Source organism: Maridesulfovibrio bastinii DSM 16055 (assembly GCF_000429985.1).
GTDB classification, from domain to species: domain Bacteria; phylum Desulfobacterota; class Desulfovibrionia; order Desulfovibrionales; family Desulfovibrionaceae; genus Maridesulfovibrio; species Maridesulfovibrio bastinii.
In genome coordinates, this window is record NZ_AUCX01000009.1 from 42,237 (window position 1) to 60,983 (window position 18,747).

The 18,747-nt window shown below is 42.4% G+C and carries 15 protein-coding genes; 6 read left to right on the top strand and 9 right to left on the bottom strand.

From position 1 onward, the window contains the following. Positions 1-8: 8 nt before the first annotated feature. The 5 genes from hmcE to hmcA are packed head-to-tail and all read right to left on the bottom strand — an operon-like array spanning position 9 to position 4,799. Complete coding sequence (gene hmcE / locus G496_RS0104680; RefSeq protein WP_027178261.1) at positions 9-686, bottom strand: sulfate respiration complex protein HmcE; 678 nt, start codon at positions 684-686, stop codon at positions 9-11. 32 nt (positions 687-718) lie between these two features. After that, on the bottom strand, positions 719-850 hold the full coding sequence (gene hmcD / locus G496_RS0104685; RefSeq protein WP_027178262.1) for a sulfate respiration complex protein HmcD: 132 nt from the start codon (positions 848-850) through the stop codon (positions 719-721). A gap of 21 nt (positions 851-871) precedes the next feature. Further along, positions 872-2,044, bottom strand: a complete 1,173-nt coding sequence (hmcC, locus tag G496_RS0104690) for a sulfate respiration complex protein HmcC (protein ID WP_027178263.1) — start codon at positions 2,042-2,044, stop codon at positions 872-874. Beyond that, positions 2,044-3,114: a sulfate respiration complex iron-sulfur protein HmcB gene (gene hmcB, locus G496_RS0104695; RefSeq protein ID WP_027178264.1), complete on the bottom strand. Its 1,071-nt coding sequence runs from the start codon at positions 3,112-3,114 to the stop codon at positions 2,044-2,046. The genes hmcC and hmcB overlap by 1 nt, the downstream gene beginning before the upstream one ends. Positions 3,115-3,140: 26 nt before the next feature. Continuing rightward, positions 3,141-4,799: a sulfate respiration complex hexadecaheme cytochrome HmcA gene (gene hmcA, locus G496_RS0104700; protein WP_027178265.1), complete on the bottom strand. Its 1,659-nt coding sequence runs from the start codon at positions 4,797-4,799 to the stop codon at positions 3,141-3,143. Between the two features lie 931 nt (positions 4,800-5,730). On the opposite strand from hmcA, the gene G496_RS0104705 reads away from it, so the two are divergent. The 3 genes from G496_RS0104705 to G496_RS20435 all read left to right on the top strand — a co-directional run bounded on the left by G496_RS0104705 (position 5,731) and on the right by G496_RS20435 (position 10,301). Continuing rightward, positions 5,731-7,233, top strand: a complete 1,503-nt coding sequence (locus G496_RS0104705) for a sodium-dependent transporter (protein WP_027178266.1) — start codon at positions 5,731-5,733, stop codon at positions 7,231-7,233. 3 nt (positions 7,234-7,236) lie between these two features. Continuing rightward, positions 7,237-7,332 carry a MetS family NSS transporter small subunit gene (locus tag G496_RS21055; protein ID WP_156900593.1) on the top strand — a complete coding sequence of 32 codons (96 nt, stop codon included), beginning with the start codon at positions 7,237-7,239 and terminating at the stop codon, positions 7,330-7,332. Between the two features lie 776 nt (positions 7,333-8,108). After that, positions 8,109-10,301, top strand: a complete 2,193-nt coding sequence (locus tag G496_RS20435) for a response regulator (RefSeq protein ID WP_051294837.1) — start codon at positions 8,109-8,111, stop codon at positions 10,299-10,301. A 64-nt stretch (positions 10,302-10,365) separates the two neighbouring features. Here the strand turns inward: G496_RS20435 and ilvD are convergent, their stop codons facing one another. The 4 genes from ilvD to G496_RS0104740 form a co-directional block, all read right to left on the bottom strand. Then, complete coding sequence (ilvD, locus tag G496_RS0104725) at positions 10,366-12,033, bottom strand: dihydroxy-acid dehydratase (protein ID WP_027178267.1); 1,668 nt, start codon at positions 12,031-12,033, stop codon at positions 10,366-10,368. 262 nt (positions 12,034-12,295) lie between these two features. After that, positions 12,296-13,171, bottom strand: a complete 876-nt coding sequence (locus G496_RS0104730; protein ID WP_027178268.1) for a cell division protein FtsX — start codon at positions 13,169-13,171, stop codon at positions 12,296-12,298. After that, on the bottom strand, positions 13,172-13,855 hold the full coding sequence (gene ftsE, locus G496_RS0104735; RefSeq protein WP_027178269.1) for a cell division ATP-binding protein FtsE: 684 nt from the start codon (positions 13,853-13,855) through the stop codon (positions 13,172-13,174). Positions 13,856-13,878: 23 nt separating this feature from the next. Next, positions 13,879-14,226, bottom strand: a complete 348-nt coding sequence (locus G496_RS0104740; RefSeq protein WP_034632415.1) for a hypothetical protein — start codon at positions 14,224-14,226, stop codon at positions 13,879-13,881. A gap of 468 nt (positions 14,227-14,694) precedes the next feature. Here G496_RS0104740 and G496_RS0104745 point away from each other — a divergent pair, with 468 nt between their 5' ends. From G496_RS0104745 to G496_RS0104755, 3 genes are all read left to right on the top strand, one after another. Further along, positions 14,695-15,870 carry a pyridoxal phosphate-dependent aminotransferase gene (locus G496_RS0104745; protein WP_027178271.1) on the top strand — a complete coding sequence of 392 codons (1,176 nt, stop codon included), beginning with the start codon at positions 14,695-14,697 and terminating at the stop codon, positions 15,868-15,870. Positions 15,871-15,966: 96 nt separating this feature from the next. Further along, a complete protein-coding gene (locus tag G496_RS0104750; protein ID WP_027178272.1) occupies positions 15,967-17,310 on the top strand; it encodes a hypothetical protein in 1,344 nt (447 codons plus the stop codon). Between the two features lie 3 nt (positions 17,311-17,313). Further along, positions 17,314-18,747, top strand: coding sequence for a sensor histidine kinase (locus tag G496_RS0104755; protein ID WP_027178273.1), 1,434 nt, complete (start codon positions 17,314-17,316; stop codon positions 18,745-18,747).

An 18,747-nucleotide genomic window follows, 5' to 3' on the forward strand; every position in this document is an offset into this window, starting at 1 on the left:
CTTCAGACCTACCAGGCCATTGAAGATCCCTTCATGCCGCCGCGTTTGATACCGTAATCCATGCCAAGCTGAGCGCGGGACATAAAGAACAGTACGCAGTGACTGAGTTTGGTGAAGGGAAGGCTGAGCAGCCAGATTTCGCCACAAATAATGTGGGCCAGAAGCCAGAACTGGTAATCACCTACAGCATAACGGGCTATAAGACCGGTAACAAAAGGAGCTACGGCAATAACCAGAACGAGATAATCGTAAGCTGTGGTCAGAATTCTTACTTCAGGGAATGCGATACGACGCAGAATCATGAATACTCCGCCGACAACAACAATCCAGGCCAGAGTATCTGCTAAGAATGACGGCAAAGCCGGGAGGCTTATGCCCAGAGCGTCCTGAAGCATTACATTGTGGGCTGCCAGAAACACAGGTGTCAGCAGCAGTCCGATGTGAAACAGGAAAAACATGAAAGTGAATCCGGGACGGATTCTCCAGCCGCGGGCGCCAATCGGATTGAGCCAGCAGAGAATAGATCTGATAGCCCCTTTTATTCCGTATGAAAGGTGGGCTCGGTAAGCTACACGGTCAAGCTGTTGGTCCAGACCCTTTATATAGAGAATGACGCGCACCAACAGTCCGCCGAAACTGACTATAAAAGTCAGCCAGAGCATTGGACCTGTCAGAAAATCGTACATTTTTTCTCTCCTAAATTATCGACAGCCCATGGCTAGTCGTCTTTTTTGTTTCCACCCATGAGGAACTGCCAGAACAGGGTTACGCCAACAAGAGCGCCGCCCATCAACAAGTACATGATACCTTTGGTAAAGGTGTAATATTCTTGAAGGGTATGTATTTCCATTTTCTTCTTCTCCCTGACGGCCTAGTGCTCGCCTTTGTAGTCCGGATGCTCGAAGAAAATAGGCATCCTGGTAGTGATGAAACGGAAAAGAACAACACCAACTGTCACGATGAATACGGAGATTCCGATTTCCATCATAGTGGGGAAGTATCTCTCGGAAGAAGGCAGCTGATAGTTGAAAGCAATCATGGAAACGTTGAATCTGTTGAAAACGATTCCGATAACAGTCAGAACAGCAGCTCTCTGAATAAGCTTGATATTTTTATCGCGTACGCCAACAGCATAAAGGAAGCAGGGCAGTGCGACAAAACCGAGCATCTCAATCAGGAATACAACACCGTATCCGGATGCGAGATAGTGCCAGTTGTTACCGTAAGCCACACCCATCGTTTTGATGAAGAAGTAGCCGAAGAGAATCAGTGAACAGGCTTTACCGAATCCGAGAACAACACTGTCATGATGCTTGAGGTATTCCTCATCCATCATACGGTGAAGCTTCTTATGAGATATCGAGCTTTCGAATATAACCATCGAAAGTCCGGCAACTATACTGGAAACAAAGAAGTACAGCGGCATATACGGTGAATACCACAGAGGATGCAGCTTTGATGGAGCAATTGTATAAAGTGCTCCAAGTGAAGACTGATGGAGGGTTGAAAGGACTACACCGAGAATTGTCAGTGCCAGAGTTCCTTTAACAACAAAATTCCTCAGCTTTTTCATTCCGAGCCATTCAAAAAGAGCCGGAGTGAACTCAATAAAAAGGACTGTGAGATAAATGCAGACGCAAAGACCTACTTCAAACAGCAGCGAAGTTGTTCCGTGCTGATAGAATATAGGATAAGGCAGACGCCACGGACGACCGAGGTCATAAAGCAGAGCTACAACAACCAGAGCGTATCCGAGAAAAGCGGTTAAAAGAGCCGGGCGTACAGCAGAGTGGTATCTCTTCAGTCCGAATATATAACATGCTGCCGAAGTGGTATATCCACCGGCTGCCAGAGCAACACCGCAGAGAAGGTCGAAACCGATCCAGATTCCCCAGGGGTTGTTGTCATCAAGGTTGGTTACAGCACCGATACCTTTGTAAAATCTGATCACTGTAATGATCAGACCGATTACAATAATGGTTCCGGCTACCAGATTAAAGGTATTGAAGACCGATTTAGGTCCGTTATTACCGGGAGTGGCCATTAGGATTCCTCCTCGCTGCTTTCTTCGCCATTTTCTTCATCCGCATCTTTAGCGGAAAGGGCTTCTTCTACAGCTTTCTTTACCTCGACTTCGATCTTGCGCTTGTTAGCTACGTCAGCCTTGCTCAAGGCTTCGGAAAGAGTCTGTTCAGCCTCGGCACTTGCTTTTGCAATAGCGTTGTCAACAGCATCCTTGCGCTCTTCATCGGCAACTTTATCCTTGCGCTTGCTTACAGCGTAAATACCGCCGAGAAGAACAGGCCAGAGACCTGCTACCATGGGAACAGCAGCCAGAGGTCCGGCTGTCAGTTCAGGTGCGGATTTAGTTCCAAGATCTTCGCGAAGTCCTGTTTTGGAGAAAGGATCTCCTGATATATACATCCAGCTGGTTCCACCCATTTCGTGCTCACCATAGATATGGTCGAGATAACGGTCCGGGTAGCGTTCAATACGCTGGCGGGCTATCTTGATAAGTTCGTCCCTTGTTCCGAATGTGAGAGCTTCTTTAGGACATGCTTCAACACATCCGGGAAGTTTGCCCTCGGCAAGACGCGGAGCACACATGGTGCACTTTCTTACTCTGGGAGTAAGAGGCTCGTCGTATTCGTAAGTGGGAATCTCAAAAGGACAGGCAACCATGCAGTAGCGGCAACCCACACAAACCGAAGCATCATAAACAACAGCTCCGCTGGGGCTCTTTGTAAGAGCCTTTACAAAACATGCTGAAGCACATGCAGGTTCAAGACAGTGATTGCACTGATTTTTACGAAATACAGAGCCTTTGCCCTCAATTTCGTATTTGTTGACTACTGTAAAAGTTTTCGAGTCCGTTCTGCGTTTTGTATCCAAAACAGAAAGGTCATCAAATTTTTTCTCCGGAGCAGGAAGGTCGTTGACCTTGTTGCAGGCTGCTTCACATTTGCGGCAGCCGATACAGCGTGTTTCGTCAAAAAGAACGCCCTTGCTTCCGGGATAACCTTTAAACTCGTGCCCTGCGGCGCCGGCCTTGCCGGGAGTTGTAGCCCCGACACAGGCAGCACCAAGCATTCCGAGGAATGTTCTGCGTAACATTTATTGTAACTCCTTAAGGCTATCCGTTATTTCTTTTCGTGACAGGCTGTGCAGTCAGTTGAGACGGGCTTTTCAATACCCATGCTCTTGTGGCAGGTCATGCACTGGCCATGATAAGCGGCTTTCAGTCCGGGACGTCCGTCCTTACCGAGGAAAGGCTTGGCATGGCAGCTTGCGCAGCTCGGAGGAGTTGCGGAAGCAGGGCTGTTATGATGACAGCTCTGGCAGACTGCAAGCGGAGTACTATGGAAAGCATTAGCAAGCTTATCGCCCTTCATCTTCTTAACAAGACTCATAATTATCTTGCGATGGGGGAGCTTGCATGGCTTGTACTCATTTTCAAGAGCATTAATGGTCACGAATTCCGGAATTGCATCTATACTTGGCAGATTCGGTGAATCGGGCCTTTCGGAGATAATCTCTTTAGCTCTGGCTGCCTTGGCGGAGGCAGCCAGAGTGGTGAGGTCGGCCTGAGAGTCGTCCTTGATCTTCTCGTGACATACACTACAGGTCCGTTCAGACTGCTTGTTCTGAGGTATAAGGTCATGACAACCGGCGCATTCGGGCTTTTTCTGCTCTTTTGCGTGGCATCCTGTGCAGCTTCTATCGCTGTCAGGCTTATGCATGGCCTTTTCCAGGGTAACGTATCCACCCTTCTTGGTTCCCTGTTCGGTATGACATTCCGAACAAGCCTGAAGGGTTTTATGGTGACAGGAACGACAGGACTCAGTGCTGCTTTCATGATTCTTGTGATCAAAAGCAACCGGAGGCATCATTCCGGCAAGTTGTTTTTTGGATGAATCGACTTTTCTGTCGTTAACGGAAGAAGTCATAAGAACAGCATCAGGCTGGTTTCTCGGAAGTCTGGGAAGAGTTCCGCCCAGCTTTTTGAGAAGTTTCTTATCTTCAGCTTTGACTTTGGCGAGTTCTTTTTCACCGTGACAGCCGGCACATTCAACCGGTCCGTACTTATCTACTCCGGCTTTGGAAAGATCCAGATGACAAGTTACGCACTCACTGTGGAAAGCATCCATTTTGTCTGTTTTTACATCACCTTCAGGTTTGGAAGTATGGCATGCTCTGCAGCTTTCTTCCTTACCCTTATTATAGACAAGCTTTTTGCTGTACTTGTCATATTCATGGTGACAGCTTCCACAGTTGGTATCCTGACCTTTATCCTGAGCAATAATCTTAGAACTCCAGTGGCGATAATGCAGAGTGTTATCCATTCCGGCATCTGCGCGCTTTGCTGTAAGCTCAGGCTCTTTCTGGTGACAGCTGCGACATTCACCGGCAAGAGGTCCGCTTTTGCGGCCGGCCTTGTTTTCACTTTCGTGACAGCTGATACAGTTACTATGGTAAATTTCTTTAAGTTCAGCGGGAGTACCGTCTTTAAGTCTCATGAACTTATAGGACATCTTCCCGTTCACATCTTTATGACAGGTAGTACAGTCTTTGTTCTGCTCCGCCATCATCTTGGTATGCGTGCCGTGCAGAAAAACAACTGCAGGGAGCTCCGGTTTTTCCTGTTTCGCAATGGTGTTGATCATAATCAGATCAGAACGCACCTTGCTGTCCTCATCAGGGGTACCAACCTTGCTGAAGACTTCCATCTGGAATCCCAGCACCCCCAAAAGGACGATCAGGATACCGGAAAAACGCATAATCTTTCTTCCGTTTGCCATGATATCGATCCCCTTTCTACAAAGCATTGGGCGTTTACAGAGACTATCTGTGGCCCTTTGTTGCCTCGTTTCAACGTTTAAGCTTCCTCTGCCTGGCACTCCTCCAAGTATGAAACCCAGCCAAATAAAAGGAAAAAGCTAAACAAAACTCGACGTTTTAAATAACCTATTAATAAGGTTGGTATTAATACCCCCCTAGTCGATAGGTTATTATACCTGCCCGTTAGGTATGTTATTATCCACTGCTACGTCAAGAGGACTTTTTGACTTAATTCACTGCGTTCAACCCTTATAATTTCAGGGTTTCAAGGTATGTTTTATTAAGCTAAAAACAGTTCATTCTTTTCAACCAGATAAATATAATTTGTATGGGAATTTGTTATAGAAAAGGCACTGATGCAGTTAAAAAACTGATAAAATAGGCTATTATGAAATCTTCACTATTATAAGCGCTTAGGAATTTATGTCAGATTTTTTCATTTTAATTTAAGGGGTCAGATTATAATCCTAAACCTCTTAAATTTAATGCGGCAATATTCTCTTTTTTTAAAATAAATAAGCTTATTGAACAGCAAAATTAATCTATTTCAGTTTCAATTTCAGTTATCGCAGCAGCATCTGTAATTTTTATCAGGCAATAAACACTATTGGTAAAACACAGACTTTATTCCATTTTTTAAATTGTACTGTATTACATTGTTGGTAATATATTTTAATTAATTATATTAAGATGTTTAATATTAAAATTACATAAATAGACTGCTGATGCCCTTGTATCCATTCATTTTCGTATTTTATGCGTGGACAATGATCAAAATGTATCATATTTGGTTCAGCTCTACGCTTTTAGCGATTATATATAGTCGTTTTTAACAAATCCGCTAAAAATATTTATGCGGATCGTTTTTGGTTTCAAAGGAGTTTTTTTAAAATGCAAAAAAGAGAAACCTGGGGATCACGGTCCGGATTTATTCTCGCCGCCGTGGGTTCAGCAATCGGTCTTGGTAACATCTGGAGATTTCCATACATGGCTTACGATAACGGTGGCGGAGCATTCCTGATCCCTTATTTTGTAGCTATGCTTATTGCCGGTATCCCCTTCATGATGCTCGAATTCGGGCTCGGGCATAAATTTCGCGGATCAGCTCCCAAAATTTTTACATCTATATCCAAACGCTGGGAATGGCTCGGCTGGTGGCAGGTCCTGGTAGCATTCGTAATTGCTTGTTATTATGTAGTGGTTATTGCCTGGGCAATTGATTACTTCATACTTTCATTCAATCAGGGATGGACTGCAGATCCTAAAGGATTCTTTTTCGGAGCGTTTCTCGGACTGACAGATTCACCACTTAATATGGGTGATATACAGTGGAAAATTTTCGCTGCGTCCAGCTTTGCATGGATTGTCGCTTTTATCTCTATATTCACAGGTGTCCGCCGGGGAATTGAAAGAGCAAACAAAATATTCATGCCGCTGCTCTTTATTCTGGTTCTTATTTTTATCGGACGCGTTATTACTCTTGATGGTGCTTCTGAAGGAATCAACTGGCTTTTCAAGCCTGATTTCTCCGCACTTACCAGTGGTAAAGTATGGTCAGCCGCTTTCGGTCAGATTTTTTACAGCCTCTCACTCGGCTTTGCGATCATGCTTTCCTATTCAAGTTACCTTCCCAAAAAATCAGACGTCAGCAACAACGCCTGCATGACTGTTTTCATCAACTGTGGTTTCAGTCTGCTTGCAGGAATAATGATCTTCAGCGTTCTCGGTTATATGTCTGCAAAGCAGGGTGTGCCGATAAGCGATGTTGCCGGTGGCGGAGTAGGTCTGGCTTTTGTGACCCTTCCTACAGCCATCAACCTTATGCCTATGCCGACATTTTTCGGAGTGCTGTTCTTCCTTGCTCTTACTTTTGCCGGTATTTCATCCATGATTTCAATCCTTGAAGCTGTAACCTGTGCTATTATCGACAAGCTCGAAATGCCCCGTAAAGCTGCCGCTATACTTGTATGCGGAATAGGATTCATTATAAGTACCGCTTTCACAACTGGCGGTGGGTTACTGCTGCTTGATATTGTTGACCATTTTGTCAACAACTTCGGTATTCTTTTCGGTGGTCTTATTGAAATCATCCTCATCGGATGGTTCTGTGACCTTGAAGAAATGCGCAGCCATATCAATAATGTTTCAGACTTTAAAATTAATTCAGCCTGGAACATCTGCCTTAGATTTATCACACCGATCATGCTCGGCATAATGGTCATCAGCAACCTTATCACTGATATTTCCAAAAACTATGGAAACTACTCTGATACAGCTATTATGCTTTGCGGATGGTTTGTTCTTTTCGGTTGTGCCATATTCGCACTGGCTTTCAGTTTCCGTCAGGGAGCATTCGGCCAGTACGCTTCTACAAACACAAGTTTCAGGAGATAAATCATGACTACCGGAGCAATTATAATGATGGTACTCGGACTTGGTATTACATGGGGTGGGGCAACTATCTGCATCCGTACCGCTATGAATAAAGATTAATTACCATATCCATAAGATATCAAACGGCCGCTTTTCTTTTTGAAAGGCGGCCGTTTTTTATTTCCTGTTCAAAACCTGAGTAGGAAAGTTTTAAACAGAAACTTAAGACACCATATTTCATATATATTTTAAAATTCAGTTATACCCATATTTAAAGTTAAAAATGATGGTACTGTTCTTTATTAATTTTTAAAAATACTTAAATTACAATATGTTAAGACAGAAACGAAAAGCCTGTTGATAACTTTTGATAATATGTGCCGTGGATGTGTTCCTAAGTAAAAAGAACAAAAAATATGTTTGTTTGTTCACTATGACCTACAATAATTGTTCCTAAAAAATATTAATATTTTAATACCTTACCTAATTAAGTAACATAAGAACCGAGCTTACTAAAACGAAAAGAAGAATATATATATTTAAAGCTGAACAGAGAAGAATTGATTGAAGGACCGGATAAACTTTCTAAATCCGTTTCAACATTTTAAAATGAAATCCACCTTGAAAAAAGAATGAAAGGATCAGCAGCATATCAGCAGATATAAAATTTAAACTATTTGGAAGCTCAAATGACGGGATAAGCGAAGAGGCCAGTGAGAAAGTTAGGACTTTCAAATTTTGACTGATCAGCAATGGACAGTAGATAAAATTTGATATTAAGCGATTTAATTTAATTCTTTCTCGACACAATTATTCAGTTATGATTTATTATAGGTATAAGCCTAAAATATAAATTCCTCATACCTAATGGCTAAACCAAACGTAACTATCGAATTATGAAAATTAAACTGGTCATCAATTCACTCTTATCAATATTGATAATGCTCAAGGCATCAACCTGTCTTGCTGCTGAAAATTCATTTGATAACAGTGAACTGCACTTTGTTCTCCTTATCTTGATACTCGCTGTCATTGCCGTGAGCTCAGTTCTTATTCTTTTATTCAATCTTAAACTCAAACAGAGAATAAAAGTAAGAAACGAAGAGTTGGCAAAGACAAATGAAACTCTATCCAAAGAAATAGAGGAGCGTAAGGCTTCGGAAAACAGGGAAAATGAGAATTTTGACCGTTATAAAATAACTTTTGATCAGGCAGCTGAAGCAATTTTACTGACCAACGCCAACGGTAAAATACTGGATTTCAACAGAAGGGCTTATGAAAATCTTGGGTATGATCGCAACGAATTTTCAAAGCTTAATATTTTTGACTTTGAAATAGGCAGAAGCAAGCTTGAAATGAAAAGGAACATGACCTCCATACTGAAATCCGGGGGAAAAAAGTATGAGGCCAGAGTAAAGACTAAAGCCGGAGAAATAAGATATTTTCTTATAAAAATAAGAACAATTAGATTAAGAGGGGAAGTCTGTTTTTTAAGTCTCTGGAGTGACATTACAGATATAAAGAAAAATGAGGAAAAACTGCTTGAGCGTGAAAGACAACTCCAGAAAATTGTCGTTAAAACACCATACCCACTTTGTCTTATAGAAAAAGATTACAAAGCAAGTTTGTTGAATGATAAATTTACTGAAAGCTTTGGGTATACAATTGATGATGTTTCACAATTTGAAAGCTGGTGGAAAAAGGCCTGTCCGCAACCTGAGAATGAGCGTCTGATTAAAACCATTACTCAGGTAAAAAAAACCGGACAGGAAACGAAATCACAAGAATGGACGCTTATCTGTAAGAACGGTGAAAACCGCTCTGTAGAAATGATTATTGTAAATCTTGGCAATAAAACCCTGCTGGCAATGCATGATCTGACCGCATCAAAAGAGATAGAAGATAATCTGCGTATTGCAAAAAACAAAGCTGTTGAAGCAAATCTGGCCAAGACTGAATTTTTAGCCAATATGAGTCATGAAATCCGTACTCCGCTAAACGGGGTTATGGGAATGCTTCAACTGGTTCAGATGACTGATCTTGATAGTGAGCAGAAAAATTTTGTTGATACCGGAATATCCTCGGCAAAGAGTCTGCTCAGAATTCTGGCGGATATACTTGATCTTTCCAAAATAGAATCTGGAAAACTGGATATTGAATCAGAACCTTTCCAGCTGGAAGAATCACTTTTACCTGTTGTTGAATCATTTTCTCAGGAAATAGCACGTAAAGAGCTTGATTTTACATATAAAATTTATCCGGAAGTTCCTGCAACGGTAGTTGGTGATCAGGTCAGAATACGTCAGATTTTATACAATCTTGTTGGTAACGCCATCAAATTTACTGAAAAGGGTTTTGTTAATCTTGAAATATATATTCTGAACAGGGAAGCAGAACAAAATGAAGTCAATATCCATTTTGTTATAACTGACTCAGGTATCGGAATTAAAGATGAAGACATGGTTTATATTTTTGACAGCTTTACTCAGGCAGACAGCTCCCACACAAGGCGTTTCGGGGGCACAGGACTGGGGCTGAGCATGGTTAAAAGACTGATCAGTCTCATGAATGGCTCCATGGTCTTTTCCAGTGAACAGGGTGCAGGAACTGAAGTCCATGTAACACTCAAGCTTGGACTTATTGAAATGCCTGATGAAAAATTAAGTGAAGCTAAAGTGGAGATTAAGGAGCCTGTAAGTAACGAAGCCAATTCTATTCTTCTGGTTGAAGACGAAAAGATAAATCAGATTGCTATAAGCAAACTTCTTGAAAAAAACGGATATGAAGTAACCTGCGCTGATAACGGGGAAGAGGCTCTCAAAGTTATATTGAAAAAGCAGTTTGACTTTGTGCTGATGGATATTCAGATGCCCGTTCTAAACGGCATACAGACTACAGTAGCCATCAGAACCTCGCCTGAATTCAAAGAGGTCTCCGGAATACCTGTCATAGCTCTTACGGCACATGCTATGAGAGGAGACCGGGAGAAATTTATTCAAAGCGGTATGAACGAATATCTGCCCAAGCCAGTTGATGCTGAAAAGCTTATTACTTTGCTTAAAAATTATCCTGTGAGGAAAAGGGACTGATCCGTAAGGATCAAAGGGGAAGGGAAAATCCGGAAGATGTGAGCACATCTTCCGGATTAATTTTTTATTTTTTGAAAACTGCTCCGGTTGAAGCCGAAGTAACATTTTCACTGTAGCGTTTAAGGAAAGAAGAAGTGACTTCTTTCTTTATTGGTTTAAAATCTGCTCTGCGTTTTTTGAGTTCTGCGTCATCAACAAGCAGATTGATTGTTCTTTCAGGAATATTGATTTCTATCTTGTCGCCTGTTTTTATGAGGCCGACAGTGCCGCCTGAGGCAGCCTCAGGTGAGATATGCCCGATAGCAGCACCTCTGGTACCGCCACTGAAGCGTCCATCGGTTATAAGGGCAACATCAGAGCCGAGTCCCATACCGGATATAGCGGATGTAGGTGTGAGCATTTCGCGCATTCCCGGTCCGCCTTTCGGTCCTTCATAGAGAATTACGACTACATCGCCTTTTTTAATCTTTCCGCCAAGGATAGCTTCAACAGATTCCTCTTCAGAATTAAATACCTGTGCGACTCCGGTTCTGTGCATCATTTCCGGTGCAACAGCCGACTGCTTAACTACGCAGCCTTCTTCGGCAATATTACCATAAAGGACTGCGATACCGCCTTCCTTGCTGTAAGGTTTATCAATAGGCTTAACTATTTCATGGTTGGTGATGCCTGCATTAAGATCCTTGAGGTTTTCACCGATAGTTTTACCTGTGACAGTTATAGCATCAAGCTCAAGACGTCCTTCTTTGGCAAGCTCTGCCATAACACCGGGAATTCCGCCGGCTTCATTAAGCTCACTGATGTAGTGGGGACCGGCAGGTGACAGCTTGCAGAGATTAGGAGTTTTACGGCTGATTTCATCAAAGATTGAAAGATCAAGCTTTATTCCGGCTTCATTAAAGATTGCCGGAAGATGCAGAACAGTGTTTGTGGAACAGCCGAGAGCCATATCCATGGTTACTGCATTTTTCAGGCTCTTTTCAGTTACGATATCTCTGGGCTTGATATCTTTTTTCAGAACTTCCATAACCTGAAGTCCTGCATTTTTAGCAAGACGGATACGGTCTGACATTACTGCCGGAATTGTTCCGTTGCCGGGCAGTGCCAGTCCGATAGTTTCGGAAAGGCAGTTCATGGAGTTTGCGGTGAACATACCTGAACATGAACCGCATGTAGGACAGGCTGACTGCTCAAGTCCTGAGAGTTCATCTTCGGTCATATTTCCTGTTTTAACCATGCCTACGCCTTCAAAAACAGTAATAAGGTCGACCTTCTTACCATTCTTTGATCCGGGGAGCATGGCACCGCCGCTGACGATGACTGTAGGGATATTTATACGCAGTGCAGCCATAAGCATGCCGGGAACGATCTTGTCACAGTTTGGAACCAGAACCAGAGCGTCAAACGGATGGGCTGTTGCCATTATTTCAATTGAGTCTGCAATAACTTCACGGCTCGGAAGAGAAAACTTCATGCCTTCATGGTTCATTGCAAGTCCGTCACATACACCGATTGCGGGAAATTCCATGGGAACACCACCGCCAAGGCGTACACCGTCTTTAACGGCTTTAACAATGTTATGCAGGTGCATATGGCCCGGAATAATCTCGTTGGCGGCGTTACATACACCGATCAGGGGGCGGTCCATTTCTTCCTTGCACATTCCAAGAGCATAAAGCAAAGAACGGTGGGGGGCTTTCTCCAGTCCACCTGTCATTTTTTTACTTCTCATAATTGGCCTCATTAACTTCTTTTTAATATTACGGATAAATATATTCAGGGAATGCCATAACAGGCTTAAACCTCAAAAAAAGTTTAACTTCCCGGGAAACTGTTACTGATGCTCAAAATCCTGATATTATGATTTCAAACACGAAAATCCGGATAACTGATGGAAATGAATCCAGTTGGCATAATATTTCCGGAGACATTTTTATTAACTAAGACTGATGTTGTATTTTGCAAACATGATCAGGTTATTTTAATATTTTTTATCAACGCACGGCTACATAACTGCTGATAATTCCGACAACAGCAACTACGCCGACCAGCATTGCGCATTGATCAAGAGGCAGGAAGCCTATTTTCAGAAACAGAGGTGGAAAATTCAATATATCCCTGAAAAACTGCTGCGCCATGTAAAGGATGCCTACAGCTAAGGTTCCACCCAGAAAACCCTGAACAGCACCGCCGGTCAGAATAGGTATTCTTATGAACCATTGCTTGGCTCCGACAAGATAAAGTATCTCAATCTCGTCTTTTCTGGTCATAAGCGACAGACGCATCGTATTACCTACAACAAGCGCGACAACCAGACCTAAGAACATGATTACCGGCCAGACAATTGTCTTTGTCAGATTAAGCCACCCTCTGGCAAGGTCTATCTGTATTGGATTATAGTGGACTTTATCCACACCGTTCATAGCTTTGAGTTCAGAAAGAAGATCTGAAGCCCAGTTCTCGTCACCGGCACCGGGTTCTACAGAAAAAGAAAGAAGAGCTGTCGGTGGAAGCGGGTTATCCTTATCAAGATATGAAAAATTTTCTCCGCCACCAAGAGCCGAAGACAACTGTGTCAGTGCATTTTGCGGGGTAAAAGTATGAATTTCTTTCAATCCTTCAATATTTGAAAGTTTTTCCCATTCCGAAACATAAACATCTTCAGGTGTTGAAGCCTTCCAGAATATCTGAAACTGAACTTCGCCGCGTGTTTTAAGGAGTTCCTGATTGATGTTCTGCAGGGCAAGCATAAAAAAACCTGCAAGCAGTGAAACCATTGTCACTGCAATAAGGGTAAAAATATTTGCCCATGGATGAAGACCAAGATCACGAATGCCCCGGCCTACGAGTCTGAAAAAAAGAATAAACATTTACTCGTCCTCCATAAAGAGGTGCGCAGGCGGTTCGGCTATGCATCCGTCTTCAAGGTGAACAATTCTTGCTTCCGGTATGGTTTGAAGAACTTCACGGCTGTGGGTGGCCATTACGACTGTTGTGCCATGAGTATTAAATTGTCTGAAAATATCCATAAGGTGCATCGAAAGATCAAAATCAAGGTTTCCGGTAGGTTCATCTGCAAGAATCAGTTTGGGATTAACCACCATTGAACGTGCAATGGCAACTCTTTGCTGTTCCCCTCCTGAAAGGCGCTCGCATAAGGTGTATGTCTTTTTTTCAAGTCCTAAAGCTCTGATAATGGCTCTGACCCTTTTATCAATTGTTGATTTAGGCATTCTGCGGACAATAAGCGCGAGTGCGATATTTTCAAAAACAGTTCGGTTGGTGAGAATTTTAAAATCCTGAAAAACAACGCCGACTTCTCTGCGCAGTTCAGGTATTTTTCTCTTCTTTAAAGAATGCAGATCGAAACCGGCAACGGTGGCCTGACCTCTGGTAACCGGCAACGCTCCATAAAGAAGACGCATAAGAGTTGTTTTTCCTGCCCCGGAATGACCGGTAAGAAATACAAACTCACCTTTGCCTACTTCAAGATTGATATCTTTAAGGGCCCAGTTTGAGCCGAAATTATATGAAAGCCTGTTTAGCAGAATCATTTATTATAATTATTTGCAATAGATCAGAAAGTTAAATCAAGAGACTGTCCTTCAGAAGTGGTGCAGACAGCTTTTCCACCTGCTTTAAACGATTTTTTCTTATTTTTAAAAGAAAAATCGCATTTCATGCTTTTACCTTTAGTATTGTAAAGTATTGCCGAGGGATGTCTGGTATCAATTTCACCCTTGAAAACACTTCCATCGGGAAGTTCTGTTTCCAGAGAATAATCAGTTCCTGAGAGCATGTGTGCTGTAGCTGTCATGGAAACAGGCAGGGATTCTTGGCCCTCAGTAAAGGTTCCATTAAAATTTTTAGGCGCGCATGCCGACAATGTAATAAGTAAAACGGGGATTACTATCCTCTTGAACATTCTGTCTCCTTCGACATTCATTTTGATATGAACAGCTCTGTAGCTGAATTATTAGTTAAAACATCGGCAGTGGCCGTCATATTTTTAAAAAGCAGAGGGCATTGCTACCTTGAAAACAATTAATAAACCACCTCAAACCAAATAATAAAAACAGTCAAGTTCATTCACTATAAACGGTATGAACAGATAACCGGCAGCATTAAAAATCCATGATCAGTTTTTCACTAAGCTTGATTTATCCTGAAAATTAGATGAAGCAAAGATTTACCTTTACACTGTTTTCAACTAAATTTCTGTTCCGGTGTAATACATTTTATGAAAATTTTCAGGCAGAAAGTTTTCCGGCAGGTTGAAATATTTCAAATCTAGTCCTTTGGGTAACAAATTGGACTGCCGGGTTAGTCTGTAAAAATTTTCAGACATTCGGCTGGGGTAATGAAGATAACAATAGCAGCAGGATCGATTGAAATGAAAATTTCCGAAAGACTTATGAGAGCAAAGCCGTCAGCTACTTTGGCGGTGAACGCTAAAGCACAGGAACTGCGCGCACAGGGAAGGGAGATTGTAAGCCTTGCCGTGGGCGAACCAGATTTTCCTACACCAAAGCATGTATGTGAAGCCTTGAAAAAAGCAGCAGATGAAGGATTCACACGTTACACACCGGTTCCGGGAATGCCGGCTCTCCGCAAAGCCGTAGCTGAATATTACGGAAAATTTTACGGTGTTAAAGCTGAAGCTGAAAATACAATTATCAGCAACGGTGGAAAACACTCTCTTTACAATCTGTGTATGGCTCTGGTCGATCCGGGTGACGAAGTACTTATTCCTGCACCTTACTGGGTAAGCTATCCTCCCATGGTTGAACTGGCCGATGGAAAACCGGTTATTGTGCCAACAAAAGCCTCCAACGGTTTTTTAGCTTCTGTTGAAGATCTGGAAGCAAGCAGCACACCTAAAACAAAAGTTCTTATTTTAAACACCCCGTCCAACCCTACTGGTGGACATTATCCGCAGGCTCATCTTGATGAAATTGCACAGTGGGCTAAAAAACGCGGAATATTCATCATCTGTGATGAAGTTTATGACAGGCTTGTTTACGAGCCGGCTACATTTTCAACACTTTCAACATTCTGGGAAAAGAATCCTGAAGATGTTGCTGTTGTTGGTGCTCTTTCAAAAAGTTTCAGCATGACCGGCTGGCGTGTAGGAACAACACTGGCTCATGCCGACCTCGTTAAATCAATAGTAAAGATTCAGGGACAGTCTACATCAAATATCAATTCAATGACCCAGAAAGCCGCTATCGCTGCTTATGAAGGTCCGTGGGATCTTGTTGATACTATGAGGGAAGCATTCCAGAGACGTAGAGATATTGCCTATGATATCATTACATCATGGCCCGGCGTAAAATGTTCAAAACCTGATGGAGCTTTTTATCTCTTCCCGGTTCTCAACGCATTTTACGATGAAGAAACACCTGATTCAGCTTCCATGTGTACCAAGATTCTTGAAGAAGCCGGTATCGCTCTTGTCCCCGGTTCAGCTTTCGGTGATGACCGCTGTATCCGCTTTTCCTATGCCGTAGATGATGAAATTCTGAAATCTTCACTTGAAAAAGTCGGCAAAGTGTTGATGAAGAAATAAAAAGTTCGTAATAATAACCATATTTGAAAAATAAACAGGCATTCCCTGTTATAAAAAACAGGGAATGCCACTAAAATCATCAGGGGGAAATCAGATATGGCTGCGAACATAATAGACTGGACTAACGGCTTTCTTGATAATCTGGACATTTCGACCCCTCGCCAACAAGCTGAATTAATTTCAAAAAAATTAAAAAATGAAATAGAACAGGGTAAACTACCATTTTGTTCTATGGGCTACATGCCTGAACTTCTTCACGAGCTTGAAGGATTAAAGCCCTTTATTCAAGGTTTCGAGCACATGCTTCTGCTTGGAATCGGCGGTTCAGCACTTGGAGCCCGCGCACTCCAGAAAGCTTTTTTTCAAAGTCAGGACCAGCCCGGTCATAACGGTCCATGGCTCTGGATAGCAGATAATGTCTGCGTAAATTCAATTGAAGCCTATCTTGAAAAACTTCCTCCTGAAAAAACAATTGTTGTTGTTGTCTCCAAATCCGGCGGCACAATTGAAACTATCAGCCAGTATTTTCTGACCAAAGAATGGATGCGTAAAGCCAGTCCTGAACGCTGGAATGACAATTTCATCTTTGTAACTGACAAAAATAACGGATTTCTGCGGGAGCAGGCTGACGAACTTTCAATACGCAGTCTTGAAGTTCCTGATTATCTTGGCGGGCGTTATTCAATTCTGTCTGCCGTAGGTCTTCTACCTGCCATGTTTATGGGAATTGATTACAGCTCCCTAGTGGAAGGGGCTGCCAACATTTTAGCACCACTTGCTTCACCTTCTCTTGATGCCTGGAAAATAGTGGAGCATCCTTCATTCGAGCTGGCCTGCTGGAATGCTGCGCTCATGGAAAAGGGCTATAATGAGCTAATTTTCTTCTCGTATATTCCCCAATGGGCCTGCTTCGGACAGTGGTTTGCCCAGCTCTGGGCCGAAAGCATCGGTAAGGAAGGAAAAGGAAGTCAGCCCATTCCGGCAGTAGGGGTTACTGACCAGCATTCTGTAAACCAGATGTTCCTTGATGGACCACGAAACAAGGCCTGCTTATTTTTGACCTGCCCCAATCTTCCGGAAGGTATGGCTTTTCCCGATGACATTCCTGAAAAGTTCGCCTACATCAAAAACAGAAAATTCGGTGAGCTTCTTCAGGCAGAAGGTCTTGGAACTAAAATGGCTTTATGTAAAACCGGAGTTCCTCTGGTTGAAATGCAGCTGGCCTTTGCTGATGAAAAAGCTGCCGGAAAACTTATGGGACTTTTGATGGCAGCAACAATTTTCACCGGATGGATTTTAAACATCAACCCGATAGACCAGCCTGCCGTAGAGTTAGGAAAACGTCTTGCCAAGGCAAGGATGGGAGCCGGTGGACTTGCTGCTGAGAAAAAAGACCTTGATGCATTTCTCAGCACTGAGCGCAAAGAACAGGAGTTCTGATTTTTGGATTCAAATAAGCAAACCGAACAGGTCCATTCATTTCAACTTGTAAAATTTCTTTCATGGACACTTCTAGCTGTTATTGTTGCCAGCAGTCTGGGCCTGTCGGTTTTTCTGGCAAATCATGCCGATGATACCCTGCTCGAAAAGCAGAAAGAATTTGCGCTGTTACAGGCTGAAAACCTTAACCACCAGATATATAGAAGGTTTATTCTCCCGACTATCATTGGTTATGGAAAAGTTGCTCTGAAAAACGAAGAGCAGATGACAAGGCTGGATCAGGTTGTCCGCACAACCATTCACAGTTTTAAAATTAATGAAGTACGTATTATAGATCCGAGTTTCATTGTTTCCTACTCCACTGATAAATCAATAATCGGTAAAAAAGGACTGGCTGGACAGTTTGTTAAAAAAGCTCTTGATAAAGGCGTTGCCAGTTATGAATTTGTAAGCAATATATCTACCTTCGCAGCTATTTTTACTTTTGATATGAAGCCGGGATCAATGCTGCTTAAGATGACCTATCCGCTACGCTCTGAGCGAAGTCTTAATATTGATGAAAATTTTATTATGGGAGCTCTTGAAATAACTCAGGATATTACTGAGGATTATCAGTCTGTCATAAATTTTGAAAGGTTGATTCTTTTTACTTCCAGTTTTTCCGCGCTGATACTTTTTGCCACTATCATGATGATTATCAAAAGGGCTGATATGATAAACGCCCAGCGTATTGAAGACCGTGAACAGTTTGAACGTGAGCTTAATCAGAGTGAAAAGCTGGCCAGTATAGGACGAATGGTTTCAGGTGTAGCCCATGAGATAAGAAATCCTCTTGGAATCATAAGCTCCAGCTCGGAGCTTCTCCTTAAACGGATTAAAGAAAAAGATCCTGTTAATACCAGAATTCTGGAAGCTATCCATCAGGAAACGAAACGTCTGAGCAGGACTGTAAGTGATTTTCTTGATTATGCCCGGCCGCGAAAGGTAAACAAAACAAAAACTGATCCGGCTGAAATACTGGATAAAATAGTATTTTTTATGGAAGCGCGCTGTGAGCAGAATAATATAATTATCAATCGGAACTACGTTCCCGGTAATTATATCTGCGGTGACAGCGATCTTCTTTACAGAGCATTTTACAATCTTACCGGAAACTCTATTCAGGCGATTGAGTCAGACAGTGTTATTGATCTGTTTATCAATGATAACGGTGAAAGCATTGAAGTAGTTTTTTCGGATAATGGTCCGGGATTTTCACAGGAAATAATAGATAAAGTATGTGATCCCTTTTTTACCACTAAAGATAACGGAACAGGCCTTGGTCTTGCCATAGTCGGCAATATTGTGGAAAGCCATGAGGGATCTATGGAAATAGATAACAACCCTGAGGGCGGGGCCATGATTACTCTGATATTCCCGAAAAAAGAAACCTGTTAA